Source organism: Novosphingobium mangrovisedimenti (assembly GCF_025153475.1).
GTDB lineage: Bacteria > Pseudomonadota > Alphaproteobacteria > Sphingomonadales > Sphingomonadaceae > Novosphingobium > Novosphingobium mangrovi_A.
In genome coordinates this window covers 615,655-628,075 of sequence record NZ_JANZXA010000001.1, presented here as the reverse complement: position 1 = coordinate 628,075, position 12,421 = coordinate 615,655, and the positions used below count along the sequence as shown (strand labels likewise).

Annotated in this window: 14 protein-coding genes; 8 read left to right on the top strand and 6 right to left on the bottom strand. The window is 66.0% G+C overall.

Annotation, left to right across the window (positions count from 1 at the left end):
• Window positions 1-12 precede the first annotated feature (12 nt).
• A complete protein-coding gene (locus NZK81_RS03330) occupies window positions 13-1,062 on the bottom strand; it encodes a diacylglycerol kinase family protein (RefSeq protein WP_260043791.1) in 1,050 nt (349 codons plus the stop codon).
• Between the two features lie 161 nt (window positions 1,063-1,223).
• On the opposite strand from NZK81_RS03330, the gene NZK81_RS03325 reads away from it, so the two are divergent.
• Together NZK81_RS03325 and NZK81_RS03320 are read left to right on the top strand one after the other, a co-directional pair.
• Entirely contained in the window at window positions 1,224-2,360 is a 1,137-nt protein-coding gene (locus NZK81_RS03325; RefSeq protein ID WP_260043789.1) for a CDP-alcohol phosphatidyltransferase family protein, read from the top strand.
• A 31-nt stretch (window positions 2,361-2,391) separates the two neighbouring features.
• Window positions 2,392-2,820: an HIT family protein gene (locus tag NZK81_RS03320; protein WP_260043787.1), complete on the top strand. Its 429-nt coding sequence runs from the start codon at window positions 2,392-2,394 to the stop codon at window positions 2,818-2,820.
• Window positions 2,821-2,824: 4 nt separating this feature from the next.
• On the opposite strand, the gene NZK81_RS03315 is transcribed toward NZK81_RS03320, so the two are convergent.
• From NZK81_RS03315 to NZK81_RS03300, 4 genes are read right to left on the bottom strand one after another with little or no spacing between them, the layout of a single operon-like run.
• Entirely contained in the window at window positions 2,825-3,499 is a 675-nt protein-coding gene (locus NZK81_RS03315) for a DsbA family protein (RefSeq protein ID WP_260043786.1), read from the bottom strand.
• Window positions 3,496-4,287, bottom strand: a complete 792-nt coding sequence (locus tag NZK81_RS03310) for a TlpA disulfide reductase family protein (protein ID WP_260043784.1) — start codon at window positions 4,285-4,287, stop codon at window positions 3,496-3,498. Before NZK81_RS03310 ends, NZK81_RS03315 begins: the two co-directional genes overlap by 4 nt.
• A complete protein-coding gene (locus NZK81_RS03305) occupies window positions 4,284-5,507 on the bottom strand; it encodes an MFS transporter (protein WP_260043783.1) in 1,224 nt (407 codons plus the stop codon). The genes NZK81_RS03310 and NZK81_RS03305 overlap by 4 nt, the downstream gene beginning before the upstream one ends.
• Before the next feature lie 59 nt (window positions 5,508-5,566).
• A complete protein-coding gene (locus NZK81_RS03300; RefSeq protein WP_260043781.1) occupies window positions 5,567-6,325 on the bottom strand; it encodes a phosphocholine cytidylyltransferase family protein in 759 nt (252 codons plus the stop codon).
• Between the two features lie 149 nt (window positions 6,326-6,474).
• Here NZK81_RS03300 and NZK81_RS03295 point away from each other — a divergent pair, with 149 nt between their 5' ends.
• Together NZK81_RS03295 and NZK81_RS03290 are read left to right on the top strand one after the other, a co-directional pair.
• The gene (locus tag NZK81_RS03295) at window positions 6,475-7,836 is read left to right on the top strand and encodes a lipopolysaccharide biosynthesis protein (protein ID WP_260043778.1); all 1,362 of its coding nucleotides are present in this window, start codon (window positions 6,475-6,477) and stop codon (window positions 7,834-7,836) included.
• Between the two features lie 19 nt (window positions 7,837-7,855).
• Window positions 7,856-9,073: a M20 metallopeptidase family protein gene (locus NZK81_RS03290; protein ID WP_260043776.1), complete on the top strand. Its 1,218-nt coding sequence runs from the start codon at window positions 7,856-7,858 to the stop codon at window positions 9,071-9,073.
• Window positions 9,074-9,209: 136 nt separating this feature from the next.
• On the opposite strand, the gene NZK81_RS03285 is transcribed toward NZK81_RS03290, so the two are convergent.
• Window positions 9,210-9,485 carry a hypothetical protein gene (locus tag NZK81_RS03285; protein WP_260043774.1) on the bottom strand — a complete coding sequence of 92 codons (276 nt, stop codon included), beginning with the start codon at window positions 9,483-9,485 and terminating at the stop codon, window positions 9,210-9,212.
• A 188-nt stretch (window positions 9,486-9,673) separates the two neighbouring features.
• Between NZK81_RS03285 and NZK81_RS03280 the strand changes: the two genes are divergently transcribed.
• From NZK81_RS03280 to NZK81_RS03265, 4 genes are all read left to right on the top strand, one after another.
• Complete coding sequence (locus NZK81_RS03280; protein WP_260043773.1) at window positions 9,674-10,129, top strand: nuclear transport factor 2 family protein; 456 nt, start codon at window positions 9,674-9,676, stop codon at window positions 10,127-10,129.
• Window positions 10,126-11,070: a DUF7065 domain-containing protein gene (locus NZK81_RS03275; RefSeq protein ID WP_260043771.1), complete on the top strand. Its 945-nt coding sequence runs from the start codon at window positions 10,126-10,128 to the stop codon at window positions 11,068-11,070. Before NZK81_RS03280 ends, NZK81_RS03275 begins: the two co-directional genes overlap by 4 nt.
• Window positions 11,067-11,762, top strand: coding sequence for a chloramphenicol phosphotransferase CPT family protein (locus NZK81_RS03270; RefSeq protein WP_260043768.1), 696 nt, complete (start codon window positions 11,067-11,069; stop codon window positions 11,760-11,762). The genes NZK81_RS03275 and NZK81_RS03270 overlap by 4 nt, the downstream gene beginning before the upstream one ends.
• A gap of 119 nt (window positions 11,763-11,881) precedes the next feature.
• Window positions 11,882-12,406: a DUF2938 domain-containing protein gene (locus NZK81_RS03265; RefSeq protein WP_260043766.1), complete on the top strand. Its 525-nt coding sequence runs from the start codon at window positions 11,882-11,884 to the stop codon at window positions 12,404-12,406.
• Window positions 12,407-12,421: the final 15 nt, after the last annotated feature.

Sequence of the window (12,421 nt, the reverse complement as noted above, 5' to 3'; positions counted from 1 at the left end):
GAATGGAATTCATCAGGGGACTACGAAGGTCAGTTGCGGCCCCTCGTCGAGCACGTAGCGTCCGGCGGGGAAAACCTCGCCATCGAGGACGAACGAGCCGCCGATGTCGAGTTCGAGGTCGTTCGCATGGAACCGCTGGGCCCCGTTGCGGGTGAGGCTGCGGCTGTAGAAGCCGAAAAGGACCGCCGGCAGCAGGGCGATGATCCAGCGCACCGGCCAGTCGATCACGGCCAGCTTGAGACCCGGCACGGGATTGCGGCCGAACGGGCGCGCGCCGAGTGGGAACTTTTCGAAGGTCGTGGCGACGGTCATGAAGCGCTCGTCGCTGCGGCCCCGGCCCGAATGCGGCAGGTCGCGCCCGGTATGGCGGTCGACGATGCGCGTCGGGGTGCACGTGCGCCAGGGGTTTCCGGTGCGGCCGAACAGTGACTGGATGATCGCCCACAAGACCGTGAGACCGACCGCGAAGCTGTTGAAGGCACCGCGGCGGTGGGCTTCCTGACCGGCTTCGGTCGCGATCGAGAAGGCGCCGGTGCCCAGAATGAAGCCCTGGATGCAGCCGTCCTTGACGCTGCCTTCGGCCGGCGAGATCCGCAGCGGACGGCGCGTGATGGTGTTGCCCTTGTGTGCGGCGGCCAGGGCATCGGCGAGCGACCAGTGGTTGGGCAGGCCCAGGTCCACGGTCAGCGCGTTGGTCTTGCCCTTGGGCAGGACGATGAGAGTCGGCCATTCGCCGCCGAAGATCTCGGAGCCGCAGGACAGCACGTCGCGCACGGTACCGTCGCCGCCGTCCACCACGAGGTAGTCGATGTCGCGGCGGGCGAAGCCGGCCAGCGTGTAGTACAGCTCCTCGCGGGTGCGCGGGGTCTCGGTGAGGATGTTCGAGCAATCCGCCATTTCGGGCGCATGGCCCTTGTTGCGGTGACTGCGCGGATTGCGGACGATGCCGACGAGCGGAACGGCGCGCCCGCGGCGTGCGGGGCGTTCCGGACCGGTCTGGCCGGGCCTGGCATTCTTGCCGAATGTCGGCAGCGTATCAAATTCGTAAATAGTTCCGTGCACGGGCGCCTATGTAGTGTCGCCCGCTGACAAAATCACCAAGAAATATGATCTGACACATTAAGGTTACAGTTGTGTGGCGTTTGTTGCGTTCATGCCACTTGGCGCGCGAGCGCGCGCAGCCCCGATTGCCAGTCTCACCGGGCTCGACTACGGCGCGGCGCATGGACAGCACTTCTTCCCCCCCGACCGTCGTTGCGCTTGGCGAAAACCCGGTGAAGCTCTGGGGCCTTACGATGGGCGAGCGTGTCGGTCGCATCGCCCGTGCCGCCAGCCTCGTGCCGTCCGGCACCGTGCCAGCCGGCCCCGCGATCCTTTCCAATGCCGCCCATGCCTGGGACCCGGCATGGTTCCGGCACATCGTCTCGCAGCCGGGCATGGTCCTCACGCTCGGCGGCGTTCCCGCACTGGCGCACGGCGCCGATGCCGGGCAGACGGCCCGAATCGCCGAGGCCATGACCGCCAACGCGCCGCTTGCCGACACGGCCGGGCTCACCGTGGTTGCCTTCGAGAGCGGACCGACCATCGAGAACAAGCAGCTCAGGAAGCGCGAGACGCCGTTCCTCATGGCGCTCACCCCTGGTTCGGTCCGCGCGATCGAGCGGGCCAGCTATTTCGGCGCCTACAAGGGCGTGACCGACCTGCTGACCAAGTACCTCTGGCCGGAATGGGCGCTGGTGCTCACGCGGATCTGCGCGAAGCTGCATGTCACGCCCAACATGGTGACGGCTGTCGGCGCGGCGTTCTGCGTGATCGCGACAGTGCTCTTCGCCTATGGCCACTACTGGGCCGGGATGGCGACGGGGCTCGTCTTCATGGTGCTCGATACGGTCGACGGAAAGCTCGCGCGCTGCACCATCACCTCGTCCTACTGGGGCAATATCTTCGACCACGGCATGGATCTCGTCCACCCGCCGTTCTGGTGGTGGTTCTGGGCGACCGGCCTTGCGGCATGGGGCCTGGGCTACGACAGCGAGACGTTCTGGCTGGTGCAGGCGGCGATTCAGGGCGGCTATGTCGTCCAGCGCGTGATCGAGGGCGTGTTCATGCGCCAGAACGGCATGATGCACATCCATGTCTGGCGCAGGTTCGACAGCAATTTCCGTCTGATCACCGCGCGGCGCAATCCGAACATGGTGATCCTGTTCGTCGCGATGGTCTTTTCCCGGCCCGATCTGGGGCTGATCGCGGTGGCGTGGTGGACCGTGTTCTCGTGCCTCGTTCATGCCGTGCGGCTGGTTCAGGCATGGATCGTGCGCGCCCGTGGCGGTACGATCACCTCGTGGCTGTCGGAGGCCTGATAGTAGTCCCGGAACAGGCGAGGTGCCCGCAATGAACGAGACGATGGAAAAGTTCGGCTATCCCGCGACGCTGGTGGCCGAGTTCGAACACTGGGTGGTCCTTGCCCGCGCGGCCCAGCCCACGCTCGGTTCGCTGGTGCTCGTGGCGAAATCGGACGCCACGGCCTTTTCGGATCTGCCGGTCGAGGCCCATGCCGAGCTCAAGCAGGTGACTACCGCGATCGAGGGCGCGCTGGGCAAGGCAGTCGATTATGCCCGGATCAACTACCTCATGCTGATGATGGTTGATCCCAACGTCCACTTCCACGTGCTGCCCCGCTACGAGGGATCGCGCGAATGGCAGGGGCGCGAATTCGTCGACGTGGGCTGGCCCAAGGTGCCCGATCTCGGCCATGCCGTGGCGCTGGCAGGCGATGACCTTGCGGCGCTGGTGGGCTGGCTGAAGGGCTACTTCGCCTGAAGCCTTACCTGGCGCCCTCCTTGCGGGCGTTCGCGACCGTTTGCCTCAGCGTGGCCAGATCGACCGCGCCCGGCACCAGATAGGGACCGATCAGCAGGCCCGGCGTCCCTTCCAGCCCCATGATCCGCGCATATTGATAGTTACGCACGAGAAGGCCGTCGATCTCGCTTTTGTGGGCCTTCATGTCGGTCTGGAGGCGGTTCCAGTCGACCTTGGCCTCGCGCGCGGCGTGTTTGATCGTCGCCTCGTCGAGCCGCACCGGCCCGGCCATCAGCGCGGCATGAAGCGCGGCGTGCTTGTTCTGGTATTGTGCGGCAATCGTGGCACGGGCGGCCAGCACCGACGCGGGGCCCTGGATCGGCCAGTCGCGATAGACCACGCGAACTTTGGGATCGGCCTTGACGAGGGCATCGAGCGTATCGTTGAAGCGGCGGCAATAGGGGCACTGGTAGTCGGAGAAGACCACCACCGTCACGTCGCCGTTGCGCGCGCCCGTCGTGGGCGCGAGCGGATCGGTGCGGATGCGCTCGCGCAGTTCCTGCGCCTTTGCGGACCGCGCCTCGTTACCGGACTTCTGCGCCGTTGCGGCTACGGGTGCGAGGCTGGCGGCGAAGGCCAGTGCCCCCGTCAGGGCCATGCGGAACAGGGACGGTTTCATCGTGCGGTTCTCTTGCTTCATTTCAGGGCTTCTATCTCGGCGAGGAGCTGCGCGCGCGAAATTTCGCCGACGTGGCTCGACACGATCGTGCCCGAACCGTCGATGAACAGCGTGGTGGGCAGCGCTTGCAGATCGAGCACGGAGGGCATCTGGCGGCGGGTGTCGATCAGCACGCGATCACCGGGCAGGCGCTGTTCGGAAAGGTAGCCCAGGATGCGCGCCAGGTCCTCGTCCGCGTTGACGAGCAGGATCGGAACAGTCGCGCCGCGCGCCACGTCCATCAGCATCGGCATTTCGCGGCGGCACGGGCCGCACCATGTGGCCCACAGGTTGATGACGACCGGCTTGCCGCGCAGCGCGTCGAGTGCGACCGGCTCGCCTTCGAGCGAGGCGAAGACGAGGCCCGGCGGCAGTGGGCGCGGGGCCGGGCGCAGCATGGGAACGGCAAGGCTCATGGCCGCGCCCAGCACCAGTGCCGTGCCGCCAAGCGCAAGGCCGGCGCGTGTCCGGCGCAGCATGACGCCGATCGTGACCACGGCGGCGAGCACGCCCGGCCAGAGCAGGAAGCCGCCCTGCCAGACGGCGAGGATGGACCACGGCTCGGTGCGGTAGGCCGCGAAGTTCTGGACCACGAAGCCCGCGCGGGCCGCCACCAGCCCGATCAGCAGCGCACGCCACGCCACGGTGTCGGCCCGTGTCGCGGTGCGCCGCGCGATGAATCCGGCGATCATCAGGAACGCGGCCAGGAGCACGATGGCGAGCAGTCGTTCGGATGCGAGCATCAGCGGCCCGATGGGGATGGAGGTCATGCGGGCTGCGCCGTCCCGCCGTCGGAAACGTGATCGGGGTGCCGGTATTCGGGGACGAACAGCACGATCAGCGCCGCCAGCGCGGTGCAGGCGGGAACCGTCCCCAGCGCGAGCGCGAAGTTGCCGCCCGCCGCATCGGCAAGGTAGCCCACCAGCGGCTGGAAGATCAGCGCGCCGGCAATGCCGATCATGTTGACGAAAGCCACCACCGTGCCGACCACGTCGTTCGCCTCGCCTTCCTTGGCCATGGCGAACGTCAGCATCTGGAAGCCTCCGAAGAATCCGGCGGCAAGCAGCAAAGCCCCTTCGGCGAAGGCCGAAAGCGGCAGGTAGAGCGCGGTCGTGTAGGCCAGCCCTGTCAGCACCGCGCCGCCCAGCACCAGGTACTTGCGGTGGCCGAGCAGGTCCGAGACCCAGCCGCCGAAGATGCTGCCAAGCGCCATGCCCCAGAAAACCATGGACACGATCGTCTCGGCCGCGATCTGCGAGCGGTGATGGTCGCTCACCAGCTCGGTCGTGCCCCATAGCCCGGCATAGACGTTGACCGGCATGTAGTAGAGCATGCCGACGATCGACAGCGCCCAGATCCTGCCGTTCCCCAGCACGGTCGCCAGGCTCTGCCGGACGTGCTCGACGGGTCTGGTATCGGCATCGCTTGCCGGCGATCGCGGTTCGCGCAGGAACAGGAAGGCGGCAGCGAAGATGCCCAGGCCGACAAGGCCTGTCACCGCGAAGACCAGCCGCCAGCCCGCCGCCGTGACAAGGTCCGACAGTGCGACCGCCCCGATGGCGGCGCCGACCATGCCCACCGCGTTCACCGCGCCCGAAAGCATCGCGAAGCGTTCGGGCGCGAACCAGTGGTTCACCAGCCACAGCGCGGAGACGAAGGCGAAGGAGGCGCCAAAGCCGGTCAGCACCCGGCCGGCCGCCGCAATGCCGACGACGTTCGTCGCCGCGAAGAGCAGTACCCCGGCCGCGCAGCACAGGCTCCCGCCGAGGATGAACTTGCGCGCGCCATAGCGGTCGAGCACCAGCCCCACCACGATCTGCATCGGCGCATAGATCCAGAAGAACAGGCTGGAGAGCGTGCCAAAGCCGGAATCGGACAGGCCGAAGAAGCCGGCAATGGTCCCGGTATCGAGGCTGGGTTCGATCCTTGCGACGAATTCGAACAGGAAGAAGCTCGAACCGATGACAAAGGCGATCCAGGCGGCACGCATGGCGGGCGTGCTAGGACGCACGGCGGGGCTTGTCACCCCTCGCGGCGTCCGGTTGCCGATCACACCCAGGTGTCGGTCAGCTTCGTGGCGATTTCGATGTCGTTGAGGAAATCGACCTCGGCCCAGTCGAGCCCTTCGATCGAGACCGTGCCGACCTTGCCGGTGGGCGCGATCGAATCGATGACCTTGAGATACCAGTGCTGCACGCCCTCGGGGGTACGCATGGCCTTGCGCACGGTTTCGCGGAACAGGTCCGCGCCCTCGCCGCGAAAGGCAAGGAAGCCGATCGATTCGGCATTGGACTGGTCGGCGGTGAGCGTCTTGCCGATGTGGACGAGGCGGCCGCCGGCCTCGCGCTCGACCTTCATGTCGTCGCTGTCGTAGCCTTCGGGCTTGACGTCCACGGTGACCGCGACGGGCCAGGGCTGGCCGTCCGGGCCTTCGCCGCCCTGCTGCACCTTGTGCACGATCTCTTCCGAAACCAGCGTGTCGCCGTTCAGGATCATGAAGTCGCCGCGCATCGCCTCGCGCGCGATCCAGCACGAGCCGAGGTTGTCGGCCACCTTGTAGAACGGATTGAACCGCACGGTGATCTCGACGCGCGGATCGCGGATCGCGTTGAGGTGCTCTTCCAGCATGTCGGTCATGAAGCCGGTGACCACGTCGATGCGCTTCACGCCGCCGCGCGCGAGCATCTCCACCTGCCATTCGATCAGCGACTTGCCGGAAAAGTCGATGAGGCATTTCGGACGCTCGGCGGTGAGCGGAAGCAGGCGTGAGCCCTGGCCGGCGCTGAGGAGGATGGCGTGTTCGATCATGGAGTCGTTTTCTGTCTAGCTGGGCAAGCCGGGCGCTCTAGCGGTTGTGCGCTGAAAGGGAAAGGTCGCGCTTGAGCCGGGTGCTACGCGCCAATATGCCTCACGCCAAACCTTGCAAGTGAAAGCCTGCTCGTCCAAATGCACCCGCGATGTCCGCCAAACGTGACCGCCATGAGAACGCTTCTCCCCTAGGGCGGATACTTCAGAACACCGCCTGGCTGCTCGGGGGCAAAGGCTTCGGTGCCGTTTGCGGCCTGCTTTACCTTGCCATTCTGACGCGCACGCTGGGCCTCAAGGATTTCGGTCACTTTTCGCTGATTTTCGGCACCGCGCAGGCGCTGATCGCGATTGCCGGTTTCCAGACCTGGCGGGTGGTGGTGCGCTATGGCAGCGAGCATGTCCATGCGGAGGAATGGGACAAGTTCGGCAGGCTGGGCATGCTTTGCGGCATGCTCGATGCCGCCGGCGCCATGCTCGGCTGCGCGCTGGCCGCGGTGCTGATCTATGGCTTCGCGCATGTCCTGGAACTGAACCCGAACTATATCGACATGGCCTTCTGGTTCTGCTGCGGGTCGCTCTGGGCGCTGGTCTCAGCGCCGACCGGGATCGTGCGTGCGCTCCACCGCTTCGACAAGGCGGTCTACGTCGAGGCCGTCGTCCCCATAGGGCGGCTGGCGGCGGCGCTGCTGATCTGGTGGACCGGGCCGAGCGTCGGGCGGTTCCTGTTCGCCTGGGCCGCGATCGATATTCTCGAGGCCATTCTCTACTGGGCCATGGCACGCCATCTGTGCCCGCAGGCCGTGCGGCTTTCCAATCTCGGAAAATGGCGGCAGGCCTTCGCCGAGAACGAGGGCGTGGGCCAGTTCTTCCTCGTGACGTACGCCGGCGCCACGCTGGAGGCGATGATGAAGAACGGGCCGCTGCTCGCGGTCGGTGCCTTCGTCGGTACGCGCGCGGCCGGTCTCTACCGGCTGGCCTCGCAGATTTCGCAGTCGCTCAGCAAGCTCTCGACCCTGCTGACGCGCTCGGTCTATGCCGAAGTGGCGCGGGCCCGGGTGTCGTCGGAGGCGCGTGAGTTCCGCAAGCTGGCGTGGCAGACAAGCACCATCGCCGGGATTGCCGGAATGGTCGTTGTCGCCATCGCGCTGGTCGCGGGCCGCTATATCCTCGAACTGATCGCCGGGCCCGACTTCGAGCAGGGCGCGGCGATTCTCGTGCCGTTGACGATCGCCGCGAGCTTCGATCTCGCCAGTGTCGCCTTCGAGCCCGTCCTGCATGCGACCGGCCGGGCGCGGCTTTCGCTGTTCGCGCGGCTGCTGGCGGTCTGCGGACTGGCCGTCGGTCTCTATCTCTTCATCCCGATCGGTCCCTCGGGCGCGGCCTGGGCCGTGGCGCTGGCCGGCGGCACGTCCTATCTGGCGATGGGCGTGATGGCCTGGCACACGTTGCAGCGGCTGGAGCGCGACGAGATCGGGCTGGTAACGGAAGAACCCGGCTCGACAGACGGCTGACCCCGGCTATCATGCGGGCATGTCCACCACGACCCTGACCGCCGAGGCTGCGACCCTTTCCGATCGCATCGTCGCGCTTCGCCGCGCCATTCACGCCGAACCCGAGATCGGCCTGCATACCCCGAAAACGCGCGACAAGGTTCGCGAGGCGCTGGCGCATCTGCCGCTCGAATGGTGCGAGGGGCCGTCCACCACGGGGCTTGTCGCGACGCTCAGGGGCGGCGCCGGAGCAGGGCGTAGCGTGCTGCTGCGCGGCGACATGGATGCTCTGCCCATGCCCGAGGAGACGGGGCTTCCCTTTGCCTCGAATGTCCCCGGCATGATGCATGCCTGCGGCCACGATGCGCACACGGCCATGCTGGCCGGCGCGGCGGAGATCCTCGCCGCCCGGGCGGACACGCTGAAAGGCGAAGTGCGCTTCATGTTCCAGCCGGGCGAGGAGGGCTATCACGGCGCCCGCTTCATGCTCGAGGACGGGCTGCTCGGCGGCGAGGGATTCGACCGGCCGCTGCCCGATGCCGCCTTTGCCCTCCATGTCATGCCCAATGCCCAGCATGGCCTCGTTGGCGGGCGCGCCGGCGCGCTGCTGGCGGCGGCCGACGAACTGCGGATCACGGTCACCGGGCGCGGCGGCCATGCCTCGATGCCGCATGACACGCTCGATCCAGTGCCGGTCGCCTGCGAGATCGTGAGCGCCATCCAGACCATGGTCGCGCGCCGCTACAGCGTGTTCGATCCGGTCGTCGTCTCGATCTCGAAGATCGAGAGCGGCACGGCGCACAACGTCGTTCCCGACACTGCGAAAATGACCGGCACGATGCGCACGCTCTCCGCGGCCAGCCGGGCGCGGCTCAAGGAGGAACTGCCGCTGCTGGTGGCGGGCATCGCCGGCGCCCACGGGCTCACCGGCGAAGTGGCCATCCACGAAGGTTTCCCGGTCACGCTGTGCGATGCAGGCGCGGTCGATTTCGGCGAGAACGTCGCGCGCGCGATGTTCGGCGATCAGGCCTTCCTGCGCCTCCCGGACCCGATCATGGGCGCGGAAGACTTCGCCTATGTACTCGAAAAGGTCCAGGGCGCGATGTTCTTCCTCGGCGTCAGCCACGAAGGCGACGACTGGGCGCACTGCTGCGGCATCCACTCGACCAGGATGATGGTCGATGAAAGCGTGATGCCGCAGGGCGCGGCCTATCTGGCGGGGCTGGCTACGACGTTTTTGGAACGCGGGTGGAGCTAGGTCAGGCTGCACCACGTCCCGTTCGTGTCGAGCGGAGTCGAGACACTCCGGAGTGCGTGGACACGCGCATTTACAACGTCCGCTGCTGGGATACTCCTAGCGCGGTCTGGATGGCAGAAAAGTCGGGTGGCGGACGTTACCCCTCACGACTAAAGGCCACCGTCTCGCTCGCGGCGAAGGGCGGCTGCGATACAGCTGAAAACCAGTCGGAACGAAAACCGGGAAGGTTCTCCAGGTGCTTGATAAGTAAACCCCAGCCGACGTTTTCCTCATGGAAACTCCAAGTCTGGCTATTCATCACGACCTCGCAACAGATCAGGTCATTCGTGATCTCATCGCGCTTGTAGAATGTGACCCTGGCCATCTCGTCCAGCGGAAGTTGGGCGAGGAAATTTGCGTCTATGTTGGCCATGGGATTGGTTGTGGCGCATGCTCATAATGTCTGCAACGTCGGCGTGCCCGGAAAGACCGCTCTTCGCAAAGACAACGCGATAGCAGCCTCCTTCAGCCCGGGCCTGCTATCGAAACCCTCGCGCGTGCTGCGCTTGAAATCAGACCGACGCCCTGCTTCCCTCTCGTCAAACATAGTGGGGAGAGGACATGGACAGGCTGGAACGTCTCGAGGCGATCGAGGCAATCCGCAATCTCAAGGCGCGCTATTTCCGTTTGATGGACACCAAGCAGTGGTCCGCGCTGAAAGGCGTGTTCACTCGCGACATGAAAGTGCTCACGCCCGGTGGGGACATCTGGCTGTGCGGCGGCGCGGCCTATGCGCAGAGCCTGAAGACCTCGCTCGAACATGCCGTGTCCTGCCATCAGGGGCTGACCGGCGAGATCGAGGTGCAGGACGCCGAAAACGCCTCGGCCATCTGGGCGATGCAGGACGTGATCGTCTGGGACACCGCCCACCCGCGCGAGGGGTGGAAGTCCATCCTCGGGCGCGGCCACTACCATGAAACCTACCGCGTCGAGGATGGCGCCTGGCGCATCGCCACGCTGACGCTCACGCGGCTTCGTCTCGACATCGAATGGCCGGAAGGAAAGGCCCCGCAATGATTGACCTGGGCTTTGCCGACCACTTCGGGGCCGGGCGCGACGACAATCCCTACTGGAACGAGAGCGTCTGGTTCTCGCTCTCGATCCCCGAGCGGCACATCCACGGGATGATCCAGTACTATTTCCGCCCCAACATGGGTATGCTCAACGGCGGCCCGGTGCTGTGGGATCCCTCGGGCACGTATCAGTGGAACTGCCTGCACTACCAGTGGAGCCACCTGCAGGCGCTGCCGCAGGACGTGCGCGGCAAGTTCGACATGAAGGCGCGCAATTCGCTCTCGTGCCGGATGATAGAGCCGCTTTCGAAGTACAAGATCGACTACGACAAGGACGGTCTGACGATGGACCTGACCTGGACCGCGATCGGCCCGATGCACGAGTTGAAGACGGGCAATGCCGGACAGGCCGCCACCGCCAAGTTCCACATCGAGCAGCCCGGCCGCATGACCGGCACGGTCGTGCGCCATGGCGAGACGTTCAGGATCGACTGCTTCTCGATGCGCGATACCTCCTACGGCGCGCGCGAATACGAATCGCTGGCTTGCGGCGGCTATTTCTGGGGCATTGCCGAAGGCAGCGCCTTCCACGCGATCGCCATGGGCGAAGGGCGCGATGCGCTCTCCATCGGCGGCTTCATCTGGAAGGACGGCGAGATGGCCAGCCTGATCTCGGGCCGCCGCGAAGTGCTCGAATGGGGCGAGTTCGGCCCGGCGAAGGTGCTGTGGCAGGCAAAGGACCAGCTCGGGCGCAGCATGGAGGCGACCGGCTGGATCGATCCCGGCCTCGTCTTCACCGGCTATACCGATCACACCGTGGTCTGGTCGCTCACCCGCTGGGACTGGGACGGCGTCGAGCACTGGGGCGATAACCAGGAATTCGCCCCCGCCGAACGCTTCCGCCGCATCGCGCGCGGCGAGATCGCGCTGGGGAGTGAAGCATGAGCCAGTTGGGCCAGATCGTCGTCGTCAACGGCACTTCGGGCTCGGGCAAGTCGACCACTTGCGAGCTGTTCCAGAAGCGGCAGGACGATTACTGGCTGCTCTACGGCATCGATCATTTCACGGCGAACACCCTGCCCGCCAAGTTCGGCCACCACGGCCCGCGCGCGGCCGAAGGCATAGAGGCGGTTCCGGTCGACCCTGCCGACCCCGAAGGCGCGCTGCGCTGGCGCTTCGGGCCGAAGGGCACGGCGGCCTTCGCCGCGCTTCACGAATGGATGGCGGCCACCTCTCGGCAGGGGCTCAACGTCGTGTTCGACCACTTGCTGATGAGCGACCCGCCCGTGCTGCAGGACCTCGTGCGTCGTACCGAGGGGCTGCCGGTGCTGCTCGTCACGCTCAAACCGCCCTTCGAGGTACTCGAACGCCGCGTGGCCGAACGGGCCATGGACAAGAAAATCCCCGTCGACCTGCTCGGCGAGGATGCGGCGCGCAAGATCATCGACCGCCTGACGCGCCTCAGGCCATGGTTCTACGAGGAAATGTACCGCAACGACGTGTCCGACCTCACCATCGACACTTCGGTGCATGGGCCCGAAGAAGTCTGCGCCATGATCGAGGCACGGCTGGCCGAGGGACCGGGCACGGCCTTCGATGCGCTGCGTGAGAGGTTCGCCCCTTCGGGGAAGGACTGATCGGCATCGAATAACGCAGTGCGACTTGCCGTCTTTGCTGGGGGGTATTCACCCTTGACCTCAAGTCGGCTTGAACTTGTACAGGATGAGGCTTCGACCCTTGGTACAAGTGAGAAGGCATGACCCAGAACCTCATCTACGGGCTCAGTGCATTGACGATCGGCGTCGGTGCGACGGCTTTCATGGATGTCTATGCATGGATACAGAAGCGTCTCTTCGGCGTGCCGTCGCTGGATTACGCCATGGTTGGACGCTGGCTGGGCCATATGCGCGAAGGGCGGTTCATCCATGACGCGATAGGACGTGCCCGCCCTGTGCGGGGAGAGCGTACCATGGGCTGGGTCGCCCATTACGGGATAGGTGTGATGTTCGCCGCTGTCTTTCTCGGTCTGTGGGGGCGCGGGTGGGCGTTCGATCCGACGCTCTGGCCCGCACTCGGGTTCGGGACGGCGACGGTCCTGGCCCCTTTCCTGATCCTGCAGCCGGGCATGGGGGCAGGTGTGGCGGCGGCCAGGACGCCGCGGCCGAACGTGGCGCGCCGAAGAAGTCTGGTCGCGCACCTGTCCTTCGGTTTCGGGCTTTACGTTGCAGCGCAGGTCAATGCCCTGTGGCTGGCGCAGGCCATCCCGCTATTCGGCCGTTGAGCAAAGCTGCCGCAC

Bases quoted from the DNA above. Each gene is read 5' to 3' on its own strand.
- NZK81_RS03265 (WP_260043766.1), top strand. From the start codon at position 11,882: ATGACCCAGAACCTCATCTACGGGCTCAGTGCATTGACGATCGGCGTC.
- NZK81_RS03320 (WP_260043787.1), top strand. From the start codon at position 2,392: ATGAACGAGACGATGGAAAAGTTCGGCTATCCCGCGACGCTGGTGGCC.
- NZK81_RS03285 (WP_260043774.1), bottom strand. From the start codon at position 9,485: ATGGCCAACATAGACGCAAATTTCCTCGCCCAACTTCCGCTGGACGAG.
- NZK81_RS03290 (WP_260043776.1), top strand. From the start codon at position 7,856: ATGTCCACCACGACCCTGACCGCCGAGGCTGCGACCCTTTCCGATCGC.
- NZK81_RS03295 (WP_260043778.1), top strand. From the start codon at position 6,475: ATGTCCGCCAAACGTGACCGCCATGAGAACGCTTCTCCCCTAGGGCGG.
- NZK81_RS03280 (WP_260043773.1), top strand. From the start codon at position 9,674: ATGGACAGGCTGGAACGTCTCGAGGCGATCGAGGCAATCCGCAATCTC.
- NZK81_RS03315 (WP_260043786.1), bottom strand. From the start codon at position 3,499: ATGAAGCAAGAGAACCGCACGATGAAACCGTCCCTGTTCCGCATGGCC.
- NZK81_RS03325 (WP_260043789.1), top strand. From the start codon at position 1,224: ATGGACAGCACTTCTTCCCCCCCGACCGTCGTTGCGCTTGGCGAAAAC.
- NZK81_RS03300 (WP_260043781.1), bottom strand. From the start codon at position 6,325: ATGATCGAACACGCCATCCTCCTCAGCGCCGGCCAGGGCTCACGCCTG.
- NZK81_RS03305 (WP_260043783.1), bottom strand. From the start codon at position 5,507: ATGCGTGCCGCCTGGATCGCCTTTGTCATCGGTTCGAGCTTCTTCCTG.
- NZK81_RS03275 (WP_260043771.1), top strand. From the start codon at position 10,126: ATGATTGACCTGGGCTTTGCCGACCACTTCGGGGCCGGGCGCGACGAC.
- NZK81_RS03310 (WP_260043784.1), bottom strand. From the start codon at position 4,287: ATGACCTCCATCCCCATCGGGCCGCTGATGCTCGCATCCGAACGACTG.
- NZK81_RS03270 (WP_260043768.1), top strand. From the start codon at position 11,067: ATGAGCCAGTTGGGCCAGATCGTCGTCGTCAACGGCACTTCGGGCTCG.